This is a genomic window from Clostridium sartagoforme (assembly GCF_039521405.1).
Taxonomy (GTDB): domain Bacteria; phylum Bacillota; class Clostridia; order Clostridiales; family Clostridiaceae; genus Clostridium; species Clostridium sartagoforme.
In genome coordinates, this window is sequence record NZ_BAAACH010000003.1 from 114,040 (window position 1) to 129,640 (window position 15,601).

Sequence of the window (15,601 nt, forward strand, 5' to 3'; positions counted from 1 at the left end):
CTATAATACCTCCTTTTCTCCATAGAAATCTTTTTTTATTTTTTGTCTCCCCCTAAATATCCTGGTATTTATATTGCTTATTGTCATTCCAATTGCTTTACTTATTTCAATACTTGTCTCTCCTAGTAAAAATTTTCTAATAAAAATACTTTTATCAGGTTCTTCATAGGTCATTATAAGTTTCAGTAACCTTTTTGACTCTAAACTATTTATAAACTCTTCTTCTAAATCCTTTTTGTCAGATATATTTTCATCTATTATTTCAGTATTAATTCTTTTAGAATTTTTCCTAAAATAATCTATTGCTTTATACTTTGATATCCCCGCTATCCAACTTTTAAAGTTATCTCTAGTTCCTATAAATTTATATCCATTTTCCCATACAGCAATAAACACATCATCTATACATTCTTCTATTAACCCTCTGTCTCCAATTGACTTAAGCGCATTAGTGATTATTGTATTAACTAATCCTCCATAAGTATCTACAATATAATTTAAAGCTTTAGGATGCTTCTTCTTTAAGTTCTCTATAAAGTTATTCTCATCAATTCGCATTTACTCACTCCTATTTACTTCTTCATCTTATATATCGATAATAAATTAAAAATATTACAATTATTTTCAAACAAAATAAAAGATGACTAAGTGTAATGCTTAGTCATCTTTTATTGAAATAAATTCTATAATTATAGGAGTTTAGTTTGTTTGTATATAATCCATACTATTAAAAGTGTGGAGCTTTTAATAGTATTTTTTCCGCTTAATTGATATTCATTATCAATCTAATATTATAATATAATCTTTTCATATTATTGTCAATAGAAAATTTAAAATAATTGAAATTTATTATCATTTACTAATTATAGATATAGTTTTGCTACTTTTATTGACTATGGGAACTATATCAACAATACTTTTTTTACAACAATATTTTAAATCCTCTTCTAAATTTAAAGCTTTCAATACATTATAATGCCTAGCATTTTTTATATACTGTACCACATCACTATTATTAGCATATATATATCTAGCCGTCTTTGCTATATCTGATAAGTTATGTTCATGACTTTGGCACAATAAATTTATCATATATCCTGAACATATAAAATCATCCATAGAAAATTCACCATTGGTTCCTGAATTTATAAATACTATATCCTCTTCTTGATTTTTTAATAATTCAACAACAGCATTAGCGTTTATCATTGCTCCTATTAATATTTTCTTTGCCTTTAAACTCAAATTAATAGCCCTTGTCCCATTAGTAGTGCTTAATATAATTACCTTTTGGTCTATCTTTTCTTTAGTATATTCTAATGGTGAATTTGTGAAGTCAAATCCTCCTATTTTTACCGCTCTTCTTTCTCCTCCAAGTAAAGATGGTATTCCTAATTTTGAAAGTTCCATTTTCTTCTTAAAAGATTCTTCTACAGTCAACATTGGAATGACTTCCTTCGCTCCATTGGCTAAGGCTGTAATAATAACAGATGTTGCTCTTAGCATATCTATCACTACCACAGTTTTATTTTCTAGATATTCTTCCTTAATATGATCCGCTGATATAATAACATCTATATTCATAAAAACCCCCCTCATTATTAATTGTTGATTGTTAATTGATATAAGTTTTCCCTTGCCAAATATCATTATCTTCTAATGCTTTATCTATAGCATTTAACACTTCCCATTTTTTTAAACTCCACATAGGACCTATTAATAATTCTCTTGGCGCATCTCCTGTTAGCCTATGAACAACCATTTCTTCTGGCAACATAGAGACTCCTTCACATATTAAATCTATATATTCTTCTTGGCTTAACAATTTTAATTCTCCGCTTTCATACTGTTTAACCATCTTTGTTCCCTCCATTAAATGAAGCAAATGAAATTTTATACCTTTGGCTCCTGAATGTGCTATATAATCAACAGTCTTTAGCATATCTTCTTTTGTTTCTCCTGGTAGTCCAAAAATTGTATGAGCTACAACTTCTATATTTCTTTCTAATAGCCTTTTTAAAGTATTATCAAACACTTCAAAATCATATCCTCTATTAAAGTCTCTTGCCGTTTCATCATTTATAGTTTGTAGGCCTAACTCTATAATTAAATAAGTTTTTTTATTTAGCTCTGTTAAGAACTCCAAAACATCATTATCGATGCAATCTGGTCTTGTTGCTATTGATATTGCTACTACATTTTTTTGCTTTAAAGCTTCCTCATACTTTTCTCTAAGTTCGTCTACTGGAGCATATGTATTTGTGTAAGCTTGAAAATATGCAATTAACTTTCCATCCTTCCACTTTTTCTCCATCATATCTTTTCTATCTTCAAACTGCTTTGTTATTGATAAAATTCTACTTCCTGCAAAATCTCCAGAACCTCTTGCGCTACAAAAAGTACATCCCCCCGTAGCAACTTTCCCATCCCTATTAGGGCATGTAAATCCTCCATCTAGTGATATTTTATACACTTTTTCATTAAATTTATTTCTAAGATAATAGTTTAAACTATGATATCTCTTACCATTCCATGTTTTCATAAGTTCCTCCTAAAAAGTAAAAGTACAACTTTATTTTAAGTTGTACTTTTATTCTACTACAATATTTTTATATGTTAAGCCTTTTATGAATTAAATATTTTTTCAATTTCTTCCTCTTCCATATTTACTTTATAATTACCTATAACTTCTTTGTTTATATTATCTAATTTAGCCTTTCCTGTTACTTCAATGGTAATTGTATTTTTATCAAATTCCTTTAATGCTATGTTATACTTATCTTCTGGAAACATCTCATTAAATTTTAGCTTAATAAGATCACCTTTTGATGTGCTATAAACATTCATTCTATTTAATGAATTAGAATTTAAATAACTTACTATTAAATATTCCTCTTCCTTTGAGAAAATCAAGTCTTGTAACTTTATGTTATCTAAAATATCTAGTGATATTACTTTTTTTGCTATAGGCTTATCTAATACTTCTTCTAAATTGGTACTTCCTGTAATCCCCTTATCTGCTGATCCACCCGCTTCTTCTGATTGTGCTTGGGCTTGGGCTTCCTTACTTTCTTCCATATATGCAATTGATATAAATGATTTATTATCACCTATTGTTGAAATTGCTACCTTTTGGCCCCTATATCCTATTGATATAGGCCCAAATTTTTCATTTGGTGTTTGTTCTTTATAAAGCATTACTTTATTTTCACTTAAATAAATATCTCTTGGCAAATTGTTTAATGTTAGTATTAAATCGCTTTTCCCTCCATCCTCTCCAATAACTCTTAATGATCTATCTCTAACAAAAACTTGTTTTTTGTTTATAGATTTAATTTCATCTATTTTGTATTCATCACCAATCTTAACTACCTTTATTGCATAATTATCTAAATCACATCTTGATTCTGATTCTGAATTCCTAACTACATTAAATAATATATATGCAGATCCTGAGGATTCTATTAAATTATCAGGTGCATAAGATATTATTCTTGTTCCTCCCATAGATATTTCTTTATTTTTACTTATAAGTTGATCTGTACATAAATTATTTGCTTCTTTAATATTATTCTCTTTCACATAGCTTAAATAATCCTTTGCTACTTCTGATGCTGCTTTAGGGTTAAATAAATCTATGTTAGCTTCTTCGTTAATTTCTTTTTTAGAACATGATAATAAAAAAAGATTCATAATTACTAATAAATAACACATTATTATTTTTCTATTCTTCATTTATAATACCTCCTTACATATTGTCCTTAAACTTATTTTCCCTAAGAATATATACCTTATTCATTTTTGAAGAATAAAAGTAACTCAATACATATATATTTGTTAATAGATAGAAATTAGGGGGATATATAAATGAAACGGGAACTTTCTAAAATTTTTCAAATAGCTGTTGTTTTCATAGGAACAATAGTTGGGGCTGGACTTGCTTCTGGACAAGAGATTAAGGAGTTTTTTACTTCATATGGAATATCTAGTTTTGTAGGAATTATAGCTTGTGGCATATTTTATGTAATAATGGGATCTATAGTTTCAAAAATAAGTATTAAGTATAAGTTAAATTCTTATGGAGATGTAATAAAAGTAGTTAGCCCAAATCTTCTTGGTAAAATAACGGGTGTTATTACTACTCTTTATCTTATTTCTAGTGCATCAATTATTTTAGCTGGTAGCGGAGCTTTAATAAATCAATTTTTTGGAATACCTAAGATAATAGGTTCTCTTATAATGATAGTCTTAGCTATATTTTTCCTTTTAAGAGATACCGATGGATTAATAGAAGTAAACTCCTTTATAGTTCCAACTTTGGTTATAACTATTACTACAATAACCATACTATATTTTATGTTTTGCAAAGATATGATTTCATTAGAATTTTTAACTAAGTTTGAACCCAGCAAAACAGGGATAACCTTATCTACTATTTTATACTCAGGTTACAATACCCTTTGTTGTCTAGGAGTGTTGGTTCCTTTAAGCAATCAAGTTAGAAAACCTAAAACCATGTTCTATGGAATAGCATTAGGAGCCTTAGGTTTAGCTGCTTTAAGCTTTGCAATAAATTTCTTGCTAATGATAAATCAACCATATATACATCAATATGAAGTACCTTTGTTATTCGTGGCCCAACGTTTTGGAAACATAATTCAAGCATTGTTACTAGTCGTAATTTGGTTAGAGATGTTTTCGACTGAAGTTTCTGATGTTTACTCTATAAGTAAAACATTGGATAATACTTTAAACATAGACTTTAAGAAAGCAATTTTCTTAGTTATCATTATTGCCTTTCCTATATCCAGAATTGGATTTTCTAAATTAATCGGATCCTTATATCCTTTTTTTGGATTACTTAGTTTAGTATTCATAATTCAAACTATTTATTTTTATTTTAAACATAAACATGAGTTAAATTAAAAGTCCTAAAATAAAAAAATTACACCTGAGGCTTCAAATTTCAGAACCTCTTAGGTGTAATTTTTTTAATTATACTTCTATATCATTTGCAAAGTTATCTCCAACATCTTTAACCTTTTGAAGGGTTTCTATCATGTCTTGAATATTGTTAGTAAACTCTTCTATATTTCTATTAACTTCTTGTGATGATGATGCATTTTCTGCTGCAATTGCTGCCAATGAATCAATGGTTTTAAACATCTCTTCTACAGATTCCACTTCGCTATTTAATTGAGTTATTGATTTATTAGTTTCATCTGATACAACTTTAATTAGGTCATTTGCTTCTGAACTTATTTTTCTTACATTCTCTAAATTAGTTGTTTCTAATTCTAATACACTATATTGGCTTTCTATGCTACCCACTAATGAATTTATTTCATCTGCAAAATATAATAAATTACTATTAATATCCTTTACTGCTTGTTGAGATTGTTCTGCAAGCTTTCTAACTTCTTCTGCAACTACCGCAAACCCCCTACCTTGCTCTCCAGCCCTTGCTGCTTCTATTGAAGCATTTAATGCTAAAAGGTTGGTTTGTGCTGCAATTCCTGAAACTAATGATACTATATTAGTAATATCTTCAGTTTTACCTTTAAGATTTTTACCTTTTTCTTTTACATTCATAAATGATTTTAATGACTCTTTTATAGCTTCGCTAGACTTGTCCACATTAATATGACTTTGATTAATTTTTTCTACTGATTTATCTAGCTCCAATTTGTTTTTATTTTCAGATTGTACAAGTTCTTTTAAAGCTACCATATTTTCATTTGTTTGCTTTACAAGGGTTTCAGTACTTATCTCTTGTTGAGTAGCTAATTGTGAAACCTGCTCTGAGTAATTTGCTATTTCTCTAGTTGCTTCCTTCATCTTTTCTGTAGTATTGTACATGTTGTTCGTAAATACTGACAATTCATTTATTGCAAGATTAGCAGACGTTGAGTCCTTACCTATACTATCTTTTAATTTGGATATTCCTAAATATATTTTTTCAAGCTTATCATTAGTTTTAATACTTCTATCAATGTCTTCAAAATTTCTATTTTCTATATTTTCTATTATGTCATTTAAAGGCTTTACTGTCATATATGATACAACAGCTGAAATAACTCCTGATATACCTCCAATTAATAGACCCTTAACTAATCCTGAAAGTACTATACCAACACAAGTCATAATAATGAATATAGGAATTGTCATCTTTAGCTCTAAGCTTTTTAAACCCATGCTAGATAAAGCTTTGCTAAACTTATACTTTTTACTATGCTCAATAGTATTTTCAAATTTTATATGTACTTTAAGTTCCCCTTTTTTTCTTTCTATTTCTTTTACTTCAATTTTTTCTCCAAAATATTTAGCGCTGCCATGTAATAACCCTAAAAAATAATCAAATAATTCTCTATCTGATCTATATGTAAAATATATGCTATCATTTGTTACCGGTTCCAATGCCATTTTAGGTGGCTTTGCGCCTCTTATCTTCTTCATTATTATCGCGTGTATAAAGTTAAGAGAATTCAAAAACTTATATAAATTTACTCTTTTGAAGAACACTGGATAATCTTCTGAAAACTTAGTTAAATTATTTTCCCCAATAACTTGCCATAAATCATTTATAGAAATATCTACATTATTAGCTATAACTTCTATAAGCTTAAATATTTTTGTATCATCTACATCTTCTAAAGGTGTAAATACTATATCTTCCGACCAATCTACAGATTTTAAACTTTTATTTATAATATCATTTCCATACAAATCTCTACAGGTTCTTATCCATGTAGAAACAACTGTGCCTTTCATATTCTACCTCCTTAATTTCTAATAACACTGTTAAGATTATCACATATTTATATCTATTATACCTCTATTATAATAAAAAAAGAAGGGCTGTCGAAGGATGTATATTTTTTTTATAAATACCTATTCATGATAAAAAATTAATAATACAAGATGGAAACTTAACAAAAAAACTCCCGCAGGAGTTTTAAAAATCAAATTATTTTTTAATTATTAATTTATTTATACTATATCATGTCATCCATATAATTGAATTTAGGAACTGTTGAATCGTAATAGTTATCAAAAGACCTAGGAGGTATAAATATCCTTTGAACATTTCTAGCGCTACTTCTTAATTCTGCTATTCTTGTTACACCTACATAAATATCTGATATTTTATACCAAGTTGCATAATCTACTATTCCTGTTTGCGGTAAATTAAATACTCCTTGAAATACCTTTACCGCTTCAGCAGTTTTCGCACCATATATCCCGTCTTGAGCTACTTTGGGAATTAATGGATAGTTTTGTGATATTCTATTTAAAAATTCTTGTACTGTTCTAACCTCTTGTCCTGAAGAACCTATTATTAAGTTGTATCCTGGATATGATTTAGGAATCCCCTTAACTTGCTCGGCAGTTACTAATTCTATATTACTACCATAAAAACTTGTTAATATATCATAAGGAGCTTTCCCTTGATCTCCTAAGTATTTGCTTCCCCATTGAGTCATCCATCCTGGACAAGATACATTCTTACCATCACAATATTGAGCTAATAGAGGTTGCTTTCTACCAATTCTTCTTATATAAGTTGCAAAAATATCATCCACTACTCTACTAATACTTTCAAATATGTTTCTTCCATAAGTAAATGCATGATCGTATGCTGTTGAATTTGTAATATCGAAGTTCTTTCCCTTACCTCTATACCATTCCGTATATATTCTATTCAAGGTAAAAGAAATTATAGCATATATATTTGATCTTATTGTATTTTCTGACCATGTTGAATATATTTCACAAGATGCTACATTTTTTATATAATCCTTATATAGAACTCTATAATTTGGTGCTGCTGTGTTATTAGGTCCTCCTGCATGAACTACTATAAATTCAGGTACAACTGGTGTTTGTAAAACTACTCCACTTGTTGGAGGTGGTAATGGTTTATCCTCTTCCTCTGGAATCTTCTCTGGATAATTCCCATTTAATACATTCGGACCTATATTTATAATTTCATTTATATTTGATTCATTTAATCCAGTGGCTCCGTTTAATCCGGTCATTCCGTTTAATTCAGTAATTCCGTTTAATCCAGTTAATCCATTTAAACTAGTTGGTGAAACATCTGCTGTATTCGGCGGAATATTTATTGTTTCCATTCTATAAGACCTATTTAAAGATTCTATAAGATTACATTCTTGTATTGCTAATTCATCGGGGAAAACTTGACATCTATTTATTAATATACTTTGGAAGCCATCCTTTTCTACTCTTATATCATACATACTATAAGGTACTTGTCCCGTTGGCTGTTGTGAATATTCTAATGGAGGAGCATCTAATTCTACTATTTCAGATTCTCCCATAGAGTTAGTTGATAAAACTATATCATTTGTACTTTCACCTCCAACTGATGGTCTTATGACTATTCTAGTATTATCAACAGGTATATAGCTTTCCCTAACAAAACATTGTACCTTTAATCTACCCTTTTCTGCCATATATTACTCCTTTAATATTTTTCCTCTAATTAATATATGCTTCTATAATTAAAATAGTTCTCTTATATTTCTTTAGGTTTACTTACAAACATATTACCAACCTCATACTCATCATTTGATCTTGTTTGATCAACCCCACCTGCTAAGTTTTCCCTTATAGCATCAAATACTCCCTTCATGTTAATTGTTCCATATCCCCACTGCTCATTTGGATATATATCTCCAACTCTCATACTAGTTCCCCTTATTAAATAAGTTCTTATTTCCGTTGCATATAAACTCGGATCATTACCATTAACTATTCCCCATTGCATTAAAAGTGCACAACATCCTGCTGTAATGGAGGTCCCCACAGATGAGCCACTAACTATCCTAGTTCCTCCGCCTGGTGTTGTAACTATTGCATTTATTCCTCCTGCTGCAATATCTGGCTTTATTCTCCCATCTCTTGTGAATCCTCTACCAGATTGTCCTATAGTAGCATTGTTGTTTTGATTATAAAATGCTGCTGCTATTACACTTCTTGCTGTTGCAGGAATTGTTAGTGTCGTATATTGACTTGGACTTAAGAACTTGGTATCTGGATCAAGTAAACTTCTTTGTGGTAGCCAACTCCAGTATCGTCCATCCACTACATAATCTCCATATAATCTAAATTGCCATATTCCTTCCTTTAACCCTCTTGCTTCTATACTTATTATCTGGTCTCCTGTAAAAAGATCTGGATATATATATGAAATTCTCATTCTTGTTCCTTCATAAATAAAATTTACCTTTTCAACTTTATTTAGTCTTACTGGTATTCTTTCAACCACCTCTCCAGAGGGCGATACTACTCCTATTGAAACCTTATCAGGTTGTTGAATATATATTTGAAAATTTAAATCTCTTTGTCCCTTTCCAATTCTGATTTCTAAAGTTCTTATTTGCCCTGGTCTATCAAACCTTCCTTCTGTATGTGTGTCTGTATCACCTTCATTTCCAGTACCCGTAACACATACTACTCCTAGTTGAATACTTATTTGTGATATATATGCCTCAACTACATTGGTCCCATCATGTGATCCTATATTGCTTCCTACAGGGAGACATATAACCATAGGCTTCCCTAAGTCACTTGCTAACATATTCAAATACCGTATTGCTAAAGATAGTTCTATACTTGTATATCTTCCACTTCCTGGTGTACTAACACCTGCATAATCTAATATCACACTTGGAGCTTGTTTCAATTTAACTATTGCAAACTCACAATCTGGAGCTATTCCCATAACTTCTGGATTTATTCCTCTAGCACCAACTAAACTTGCCACCATTGTCCCATGTCCTATATCATCTTTAGTTCTAACTATTGCATATGGATCTTCTCCTCCTTTGTTAGCTTGTATAGCCTGATTTATTTGATCACTATTATATTCTACTCCTAGCTTAACATCATAAACCCTATCATCACCTTCTATGCTTTGGTCCCATATTCTTACTATTCTTGTAGTTTCATCTTCTCTCATAAATTCACTATTTAAGTAATCTATTCCAGTATCTATAATTCCAACAATAACGCCTCTCCCATTTAGTTGTATAAATGGATTGTTATGAAATAACGGAGCCCCACTTGCTTCTACAGGTGAAGATTGCTCTAATGTATAAATTACAGGTATTTCTATTGAAACTACATCTTTAACATATGGCTCAAGTTCTAGTACTCTATTAAATGGTATAAAAGCGATTCCAAAGTTATTATCTACTAACACAATTGATGCACCTGGTATATCATTTACTTTTAGCGCTTGCTCCCTAGAACTATATTCAATTAAAAAACCTACAACCTCTGAGTAATTCTGATAATTTTGAAGTGCTTCACTTTGAAGATCCTTGTATATACTCATTTGTCTATACTTATTATTTTTGATATCCACTTCCTTTTCCTCCAATTTAATAAAAACGTTATTTTCCTCAGCCGTGATATCTTTATAATTAATTCCATTGCTATCGCTTTGTTTTTCTTCATCATATCTATAATTCCCACTATTTCTAGTACCAATAAACCCTATATTATTTATTATACTTTCTATAGCAGAACTTAGACATACCTCTCCATACCCCCAACTTGGATCAGGATACTTAACATCTGTTCTAGGCCTTTTTGCAGATGTAACCAAGTAGTATTTTAGCCGCTCTCCATATAAATACGGATCATTTCTTTTAACAACCCCCCACTCCATCATTAATGCAGCTATTCCGGCTACATGCGGAGCTGCCATAGATGTTCCGCTTTTAGTATCAAAAGATCTATTTGGAGTTGTTGATGATATATTTTCTCCTGGTGCCACCAAATCTGGTCTTATTGTTTGAAATATATAGGGCCTTCCTCTTCCACTAAAAGGTGATATATTATTAGTGACATAGTTATAGCTCCCAACTGCAATTATATTACTAACAGTTGCTGGTATTCCCAGTGTATTTAAAACTGTGGGTTGAAGAAATTTTGTGTTAACATTTAATCCTTCTGATATTGGTAACCACATATCAAATAAACCTGTATATTCATTTAATAAAAATATCCTAATTTCCCATTGACCTGAAGATATATATTGTCCATTTGTAAGTAATGCAATAGATATTTCTCCTATTAAGTCAAATGGTTTAGGCCCTGTATAAAATACTTGATATCTATCTCGTCCAATAAATCCTTCGTTGTATCCTTCACGTACTATTATGTCTCCGCTAGTTGCTGCTGTAGGACTAATTATTCTTATCGCTATTTCTGATAAGACAGGTTTATATAAGTTTAATATAACAGCAGCTTCATCTTCGGCTATATTTATAAGTATTCTCTTTTCTCCTGATAAATCCCCACCAACATGATGCGCCGCATCTCCTTCATTTCCTGCTGCAATAACAATTGTAATTCTTTCTAGAGTAGCTATAGTTGATATATATTGTTCTAATAAACTGCTACCATTATGAGCTCCATCATTAGTACTTAAGCTTATATTTACTACTAATGGTTTAGTTAGCTCCTTTCCCTTATCTACTAAGAATTTAATTCCCCTCATTATGTTTGTACTAAGAGCATACTGTCCTCTAGTGCACTTAACCATAGCAATCGAACTTTCCGGAGCTACACCATAAAAAGCATTATTTATATTTCCACCAGCACAAGCTATACCAGCCACATGAGTTCCATGTTCTGTATTGTCATATGAAGGTACAATTGTAAATGGATCTTGATTTTGTAATGCAGTATTTATAATTTCTCTATTATAAACTTTACCATTATCGCTTAAATCATATATATAATCTATTCTTGTAGTGCCATCTGGGTTTCTAAATGCTGGATGAGTATAATCTATTCCCGAATCTATAAATCCAATTAAAACTCCTTCACCTCTAATGTTATATCCTTCTCTTGCTGTATTTACACAAGCTGCCCTATTACTCTGAGCATCTGTTGTATATAAACTCTTCGGTAATTCTATATATTGTATTGAGTCACTACTTGCTAATCTCCATAGATTCTCAGTTGGTATATTGACTATTCCAAATCCAAACCCTAAATTTTCGTAGGTTCCACCTAAACTTTGGACGATACTTCTTACATTTTCCTCACTATCTCCTGATATTATAGTAACTTCTATTATATTTAATTGTGAAAATTTATCTCCATAGCTTATTCCTAATTTACTTAATATGTTCTTCGGTACATTTTGTATTAATCCTAATACTGCATCTACCTTATTTGGATTTATGTTTTCTATCGTTATCACCTCTACAACTTGTTTATAATAATATATGTAATTATTATAAAAGTGAGAATTTAATTTATAAATTTGTTTCGCAGATTATATTTTGCTTTGCAAAATATTGAATAAAGAAATAGTGAAAAATTTAAAAAAGGCTATTTTGAAATTAGCAACTTCAAAAATAACCTTCTTAAATAGTATTATAAATTTATTTCCAATCTTTCTAGTTTAGCTAATACAGATACTTCACTAATATTCATAGTCTCTGTTAATAAACTTCCACTATTACTAACTAATAAAATTTTTGAGTTTCCTAAACTTTTTACTTGCCTTATAGCTCTTTTACCTTTATATTCAACTAGAAAAATTCCATTACTGCTTATTTCCTTAACTAAATAAGAAAAAGCTAAATCACCTTTTAACATTCTAAATCCAGACATTTCATCATCCTGAACTTCTAAATATAAAACTTTATCTTGAGAATATCCTTCCACCTTATTAGAATGAATTGGTAATTCCTTGAATCCCTTGCTGTTCTTAAGTGAATAATCAAAAATCGGAATATTCTTCAGTACTGAAGAAAAGGCATTAGTCCAAACCTCATCTTTTTCAATTTTTTCTCTAGATATCCCTCTATTATTTGCTTCTTTTATTGATTTTCTTTCTTCTAATAAAGCTTCATCTGTAACAACCATACTAATATCATTAAAATCAGATTTCAGTATTTTAGATGCCTTTTCAATAAAAGATTCTTGAGCAACTCTTCTTCCTATTTCAACTTCATTTATAAACTTTTCAGCTACACCTAATTTTTTTGCTAATACTTTCTGACTCATACCACTTTTCAGTCTAGCTTCCTTTATCTTTTCCCCAACTCTACTCACTTTGAGATCTTCCCTTCTGTTGTTTTAAATACCATTCTCTTTCTTCAACTAAATGTTCTACTAAATAATTAAATTTCCATTCAATTGAGACTGGTGTTACTGTTGCCAATATTCCACCTTTGATATTTTGTCTAATGCTTCTTATAGTTTCCTTAAGCTCTTCATCGGAAAAATTATTAAAAAGAATAACAGACTCATTTCTTAAGTTTGAATTGAAAGTTTCAAATTTCAAGCCATCTAAAATATCCCTAATGGTCATTTCTGTCATTTCAGAAGATATTAATATAACCTTAAATCCTTCTTCCTTTAATATATTTATTTCCCTCTCCGGTACATTATAAGCTAAGATACATTTGTTATTATCAAGCATATAACCCCTCCTAAATCTTTATTACTAATTTTCTATTATTTCTGGTGAAGCATAAGTTTCTCCAAATGTTTCTACTGTCATTTTTAGAATCTTTTGATCTTCATATGGCTTATCATTATAATCTCTCTTTGAATTTACTATTTTATCTGCTACTTCCATTCCTTCTATAACTTTTCCGAAAGATGCATATTGTCCATCTAGATGTGGAGAATCAGCAACCATTATAAAAAATTGACTTCCTGCTGAATCAGGTATCATTGTTCTAGCCATTGAAAGAACTCCTCTTGAATGTTTTAAATCGTTTTTGAATCCATTTCTTGAGAATTCACCTTTTATACTATAGCCAGGGCCTCCCATTCCTGTTCCATCTGGGCATCCCCCTTGGATCATAAAACCTGGTATTACTCTGTGAAATATAATTCCATCATAAAATCCTTTATTAATTAAATCTATAAAGTTTCTTACTGTATTTGGTGCTATTTCTGGATATAATTCAGCTTTTATAATTCCTCCATTTTCTATGCTTATAGTTACTATTGGATTTTGCATAATAAATCTCCCTTCGATTTCATTTTTATTAGTATTATCATATTTGAATAATTGAATTCAAAATTATGATATATAAATTATTTCTTAATGGTAATTATATATTATTTAATAAAAAAAGCATAGATTTCTCTATGCTTTATTGAAAAGTAGTTCCTAACACTACTCTAGAATAATCTTTATAATTTGATAAATTTTTAACATTTATTTGCTTAAAAATAAACTCTCTTCCAAACTTATTAATTAAATCTCCAAGAAGAACATTTAAAAAAGTTGTAGGAATTCTTTTAAATCCCTGAAAATCAAGAACTACTCCTAAATTTATATTGTTTCTAATAATTTCTCTTAGCAAAATAGCATCTTCTATAGTTATATCTTCTCCTAATACGTCTTTTATTCTGATTTCCATATATAATACCCCCAAATCTATTAATTGTTTAAATTTTCTGAAAACTCTCTTTACTATAATATATCAATTATTAGTTTTTTTGTCAACAATTTAACAAATATTTTTTTAAATTAAGCTTATAATAATATTATTATAAGCTTAATTCTTTTCTACATATTTAAAAGTTTATTACTTAAATCTATAAATTCATTTTTACCATATGAATTTATAACTTCTATTTCTCCTTTTTTATTACGTTCTGTTAATAGGTTTTTATTTTCTAATCTTCGTCTTAACTCTTTTACCGTTCCTAATCCCCCATCCATTATAATAACATCTTTTCCAACTATTTTTGATAATGTATCTGTTATAAATGGATAGTGCGTACACCCTAATACAATAGAAGCTATTTTCCCTTTATTATATGTATTTATTTTATTTCTTAAGTACTCTTCAATTTCTTCGCCTTGAAGTTTACCACTTTCTATAAATTCTACAAGACCAGGACACGGTATTGGAATTATCGATGCCTTATCTTTATATTTCCCCATTAGTTTATTAAACTTTTCTTCTTTTAATGTCATTGTTGTTGCCATTATTAATATATTTCCTTGTATATTAAGCTCTACAGCTGGTTTTAATGCAGGCTCTATTCCAACTAAAGGTAGTTCTGGGTACACCTTTCTTAATTCTGCAACAGCAGCACTAGTTGCTGTATTACATGCAATTGCAATTCCTTTTACTCCCTTATTTAATAGAATTTCTACAGCTTTAAAAGTTAGATCCCTAACTTCACTAACGCTTTTGACTCCATACGGTGCATTTTTAGAATCTCCAAAATATATATAGTTCTCATTTGGCATTATTTTTATTGCCTCTTTCATTACACTTAGTCCGCCTACCCCTGAATCAAAAAAACCTATTGGCCTATTTTTGTTGTCCAATTACTCTCACTCCATTTTCTTTAATTCTATATTTTATTTTATACCTTTATTTAATATAAATCTACAAATTTATATTCTTATTCATACTTACTTATATTAGAAATAATTTACCAATACTATTTCATCAAATTAATTATTGACATCATAAGATGTATATAATAGAATTGCTTTATAAATAAAAAAATTTACGAATATTATGATGTCTATACCACTTAAATATTCGAGTTTCAACAGAAAGGAAGTGAATTT

13 protein-coding genes are annotated in these 15,601 nt (G+C 29.5%); 1 reads left to right on the forward strand and 12 read right to left on the reverse strand.

Annotated elements, in window-relative coordinates; all coding sequences use genetic code 11:
- The 4 genes from ABDZ60_RS01310 to ABDZ60_RS01325 form a co-directional block, all read right to left on the reverse strand.
- Complete coding sequence (locus tag ABDZ60_RS01310) at window positions 1-558, reverse strand: sigma-70 family RNA polymerase sigma factor (protein ID WP_016206927.1); 558 nt, start codon at window positions 556-558, stop codon at window positions 1-3.
- A 294-nt stretch (window positions 559-852) separates the two neighbouring features.
- Window positions 853-1,584, reverse strand: coding sequence for a 2-phosphosulfolactate phosphatase family protein (locus tag ABDZ60_RS01315; protein ID WP_343775218.1), 732 nt, complete (start codon window positions 1,582-1,584; stop codon window positions 853-855).
- 31 nt (window positions 1,585-1,615) lie between these two features.
- A complete protein-coding gene (gene mnmL / locus ABDZ60_RS01320) occupies window positions 1,616-2,542 on the reverse strand; it encodes a tRNA modification radical SAM protein MnmL/YtqA (protein ID WP_343775220.1) in 927 nt (308 codons plus the stop codon).
- An 83-nt stretch (window positions 2,543-2,625) separates the two neighbouring features.
- Window positions 2,626-3,735, reverse strand: a complete 1,110-nt coding sequence (locus tag ABDZ60_RS01325) for a hypothetical protein (RefSeq protein ID WP_046999913.1) — start codon at window positions 3,733-3,735, stop codon at window positions 2,626-2,628.
- 132 nt (window positions 3,736-3,867) lie between these two features.
- On the opposite strand from ABDZ60_RS01325, the gene ABDZ60_RS01330 reads away from it, so the two are divergent.
- Window positions 3,868-4,926: a YkvI family membrane protein gene (locus tag ABDZ60_RS01330; protein ID WP_343775222.1), complete on the forward strand. Its 1,059-nt coding sequence runs from the start codon at window positions 3,868-3,870 to the stop codon at window positions 4,924-4,926.
- Between the two features lie 69 nt (window positions 4,927-4,995).
- On the opposite strand, the gene ABDZ60_RS01335 is transcribed toward ABDZ60_RS01330, so the two are convergent.
- The 8 genes from ABDZ60_RS01335 to murI all read right to left on the reverse strand — a co-directional run bounded on the left by ABDZ60_RS01335 (window position 4,996) and on the right by murI (window position 15,352).
- Window positions 4,996-6,771 (reverse strand): heme NO-binding domain-containing protein, encoded by a 1,776-nt coding sequence (locus ABDZ60_RS01335; protein ID WP_343775224.1) that lies wholly within the window; start codon window positions 6,769-6,771, stop codon window positions 4,996-4,998.
- A gap of 224 nt (window positions 6,772-6,995) precedes the next feature.
- Window positions 6,996-8,477 (reverse strand): peptidoglycan-binding domain-containing protein, encoded by a 1,482-nt coding sequence (locus ABDZ60_RS01340; protein ID WP_343775226.1) that lies wholly within the window; start codon window positions 8,475-8,477, stop codon window positions 6,996-6,998.
- Window positions 8,478-8,539: 62 nt separating this feature from the next.
- On the reverse strand, window positions 8,540-12,244 hold the full coding sequence (locus tag ABDZ60_RS01345) for a S8 family serine peptidase (protein WP_343775228.1): 3,705 nt from the start codon (window positions 12,242-12,244) through the stop codon (window positions 8,540-8,542).
- A gap of 176 nt (window positions 12,245-12,420) precedes the next feature.
- Window positions 12,421-13,104 (reverse strand): helix-turn-helix domain-containing protein, encoded by a 684-nt coding sequence (locus ABDZ60_RS01350; protein ID WP_343775230.1) that lies wholly within the window; start codon window positions 13,102-13,104, stop codon window positions 12,421-12,423.
- Window positions 13,097-13,474, reverse strand: coding sequence for a DUF3783 domain-containing protein (locus tag ABDZ60_RS01355; protein ID WP_016206936.1), 378 nt, complete (start codon window positions 13,472-13,474; stop codon window positions 13,097-13,099). Before ABDZ60_RS01355 ends, ABDZ60_RS01350 begins: the two co-directional genes overlap by 8 nt.
- A 24-nt stretch (window positions 13,475-13,498) precedes the next feature.
- Window positions 13,499-14,023, reverse strand: a complete 525-nt coding sequence (locus tag ABDZ60_RS01360) for a peptidylprolyl isomerase (protein ID WP_016206937.1) — start codon at window positions 14,021-14,023, stop codon at window positions 13,499-13,501.
- A gap of 136 nt (window positions 14,024-14,159) precedes the next feature.
- Complete coding sequence (locus tag ABDZ60_RS01365; RefSeq protein ID WP_016206938.1) at window positions 14,160-14,429, reverse strand: STAS-like domain-containing protein; 270 nt, start codon at window positions 14,427-14,429, stop codon at window positions 14,160-14,162.
- A gap of 149 nt (window positions 14,430-14,578) precedes the next feature.
- Window positions 14,579-15,352 carry a glutamate racemase gene (gene murI / locus ABDZ60_RS01370; RefSeq protein WP_016206939.1) on the reverse strand — a complete coding sequence of 258 codons (774 nt, stop codon included), beginning with the start codon at window positions 15,350-15,352 and terminating at the stop codon, window positions 14,579-14,581.
- Window positions 15,353-15,601: the final 249 nt, after the last annotated feature.

Excerpts from the sequence above, each read along its gene's own strand:
- ABDZ60_RS01310 (WP_016206927.1), bottom strand. The coding sequence starts at position 558 with ATGCGAATTGATGAGAATAACTTTATAGAGAACTTAAAGAAGAAGCAT.
- ABDZ60_RS01315 (WP_343775218.1), bottom strand. The coding sequence starts at position 1,584 with ATGAATATAGATGTTATTATATCAGCGGATCATATTAAGGAAGAATAT.
- mnmL (WP_343775220.1), bottom strand. The coding sequence starts at position 2,542 with ATGAAAACATGGAATGGTAAGAGATATCATAGTTTAAACTATTATCTT.
- ABDZ60_RS01325 (WP_046999913.1), bottom strand. The coding sequence starts at position 3,735 with ATGAAGAATAGAAAAATAATAATGTGTTATTTATTAGTAATTATGAAT.
- ABDZ60_RS01330 (WP_343775222.1), top strand. The coding sequence starts at position 3,868 with ATGAAACGGGAACTTTCTAAAATTTTTCAAATAGCTGTTGTTTTCATA.
- ABDZ60_RS01335 (WP_343775224.1), bottom strand. The coding sequence starts at position 6,771 with ATGAAAGGCACAGTTGTTTCTACATGGATAAGAACCTGTAGAGATTTG.
- ABDZ60_RS01340 (WP_343775226.1), bottom strand. The coding sequence starts at position 8,477 with ATGGCAGAAAAGGGTAGATTAAAGGTACAATGTTTTGTTAGGGAAAGC.
- ABDZ60_RS01355 (WP_016206936.1), bottom strand. The coding sequence starts at position 13,474 with ATGCTTGATAATAACAAATGTATCTTAGCTTATAATGTACCGGAGAGG.
- ABDZ60_RS01360 (WP_016206937.1), bottom strand. The coding sequence starts at position 14,023 with ATGCAAAATCCAATAGTAACTATAAGCATAGAAAATGGAGGAATTATA.
- ABDZ60_RS01365 (WP_016206938.1), bottom strand. The coding sequence starts at position 14,429 with ATGGAAATCAGAATAAAAGACGTATTAGGAGAAGATATAACTATAGAA.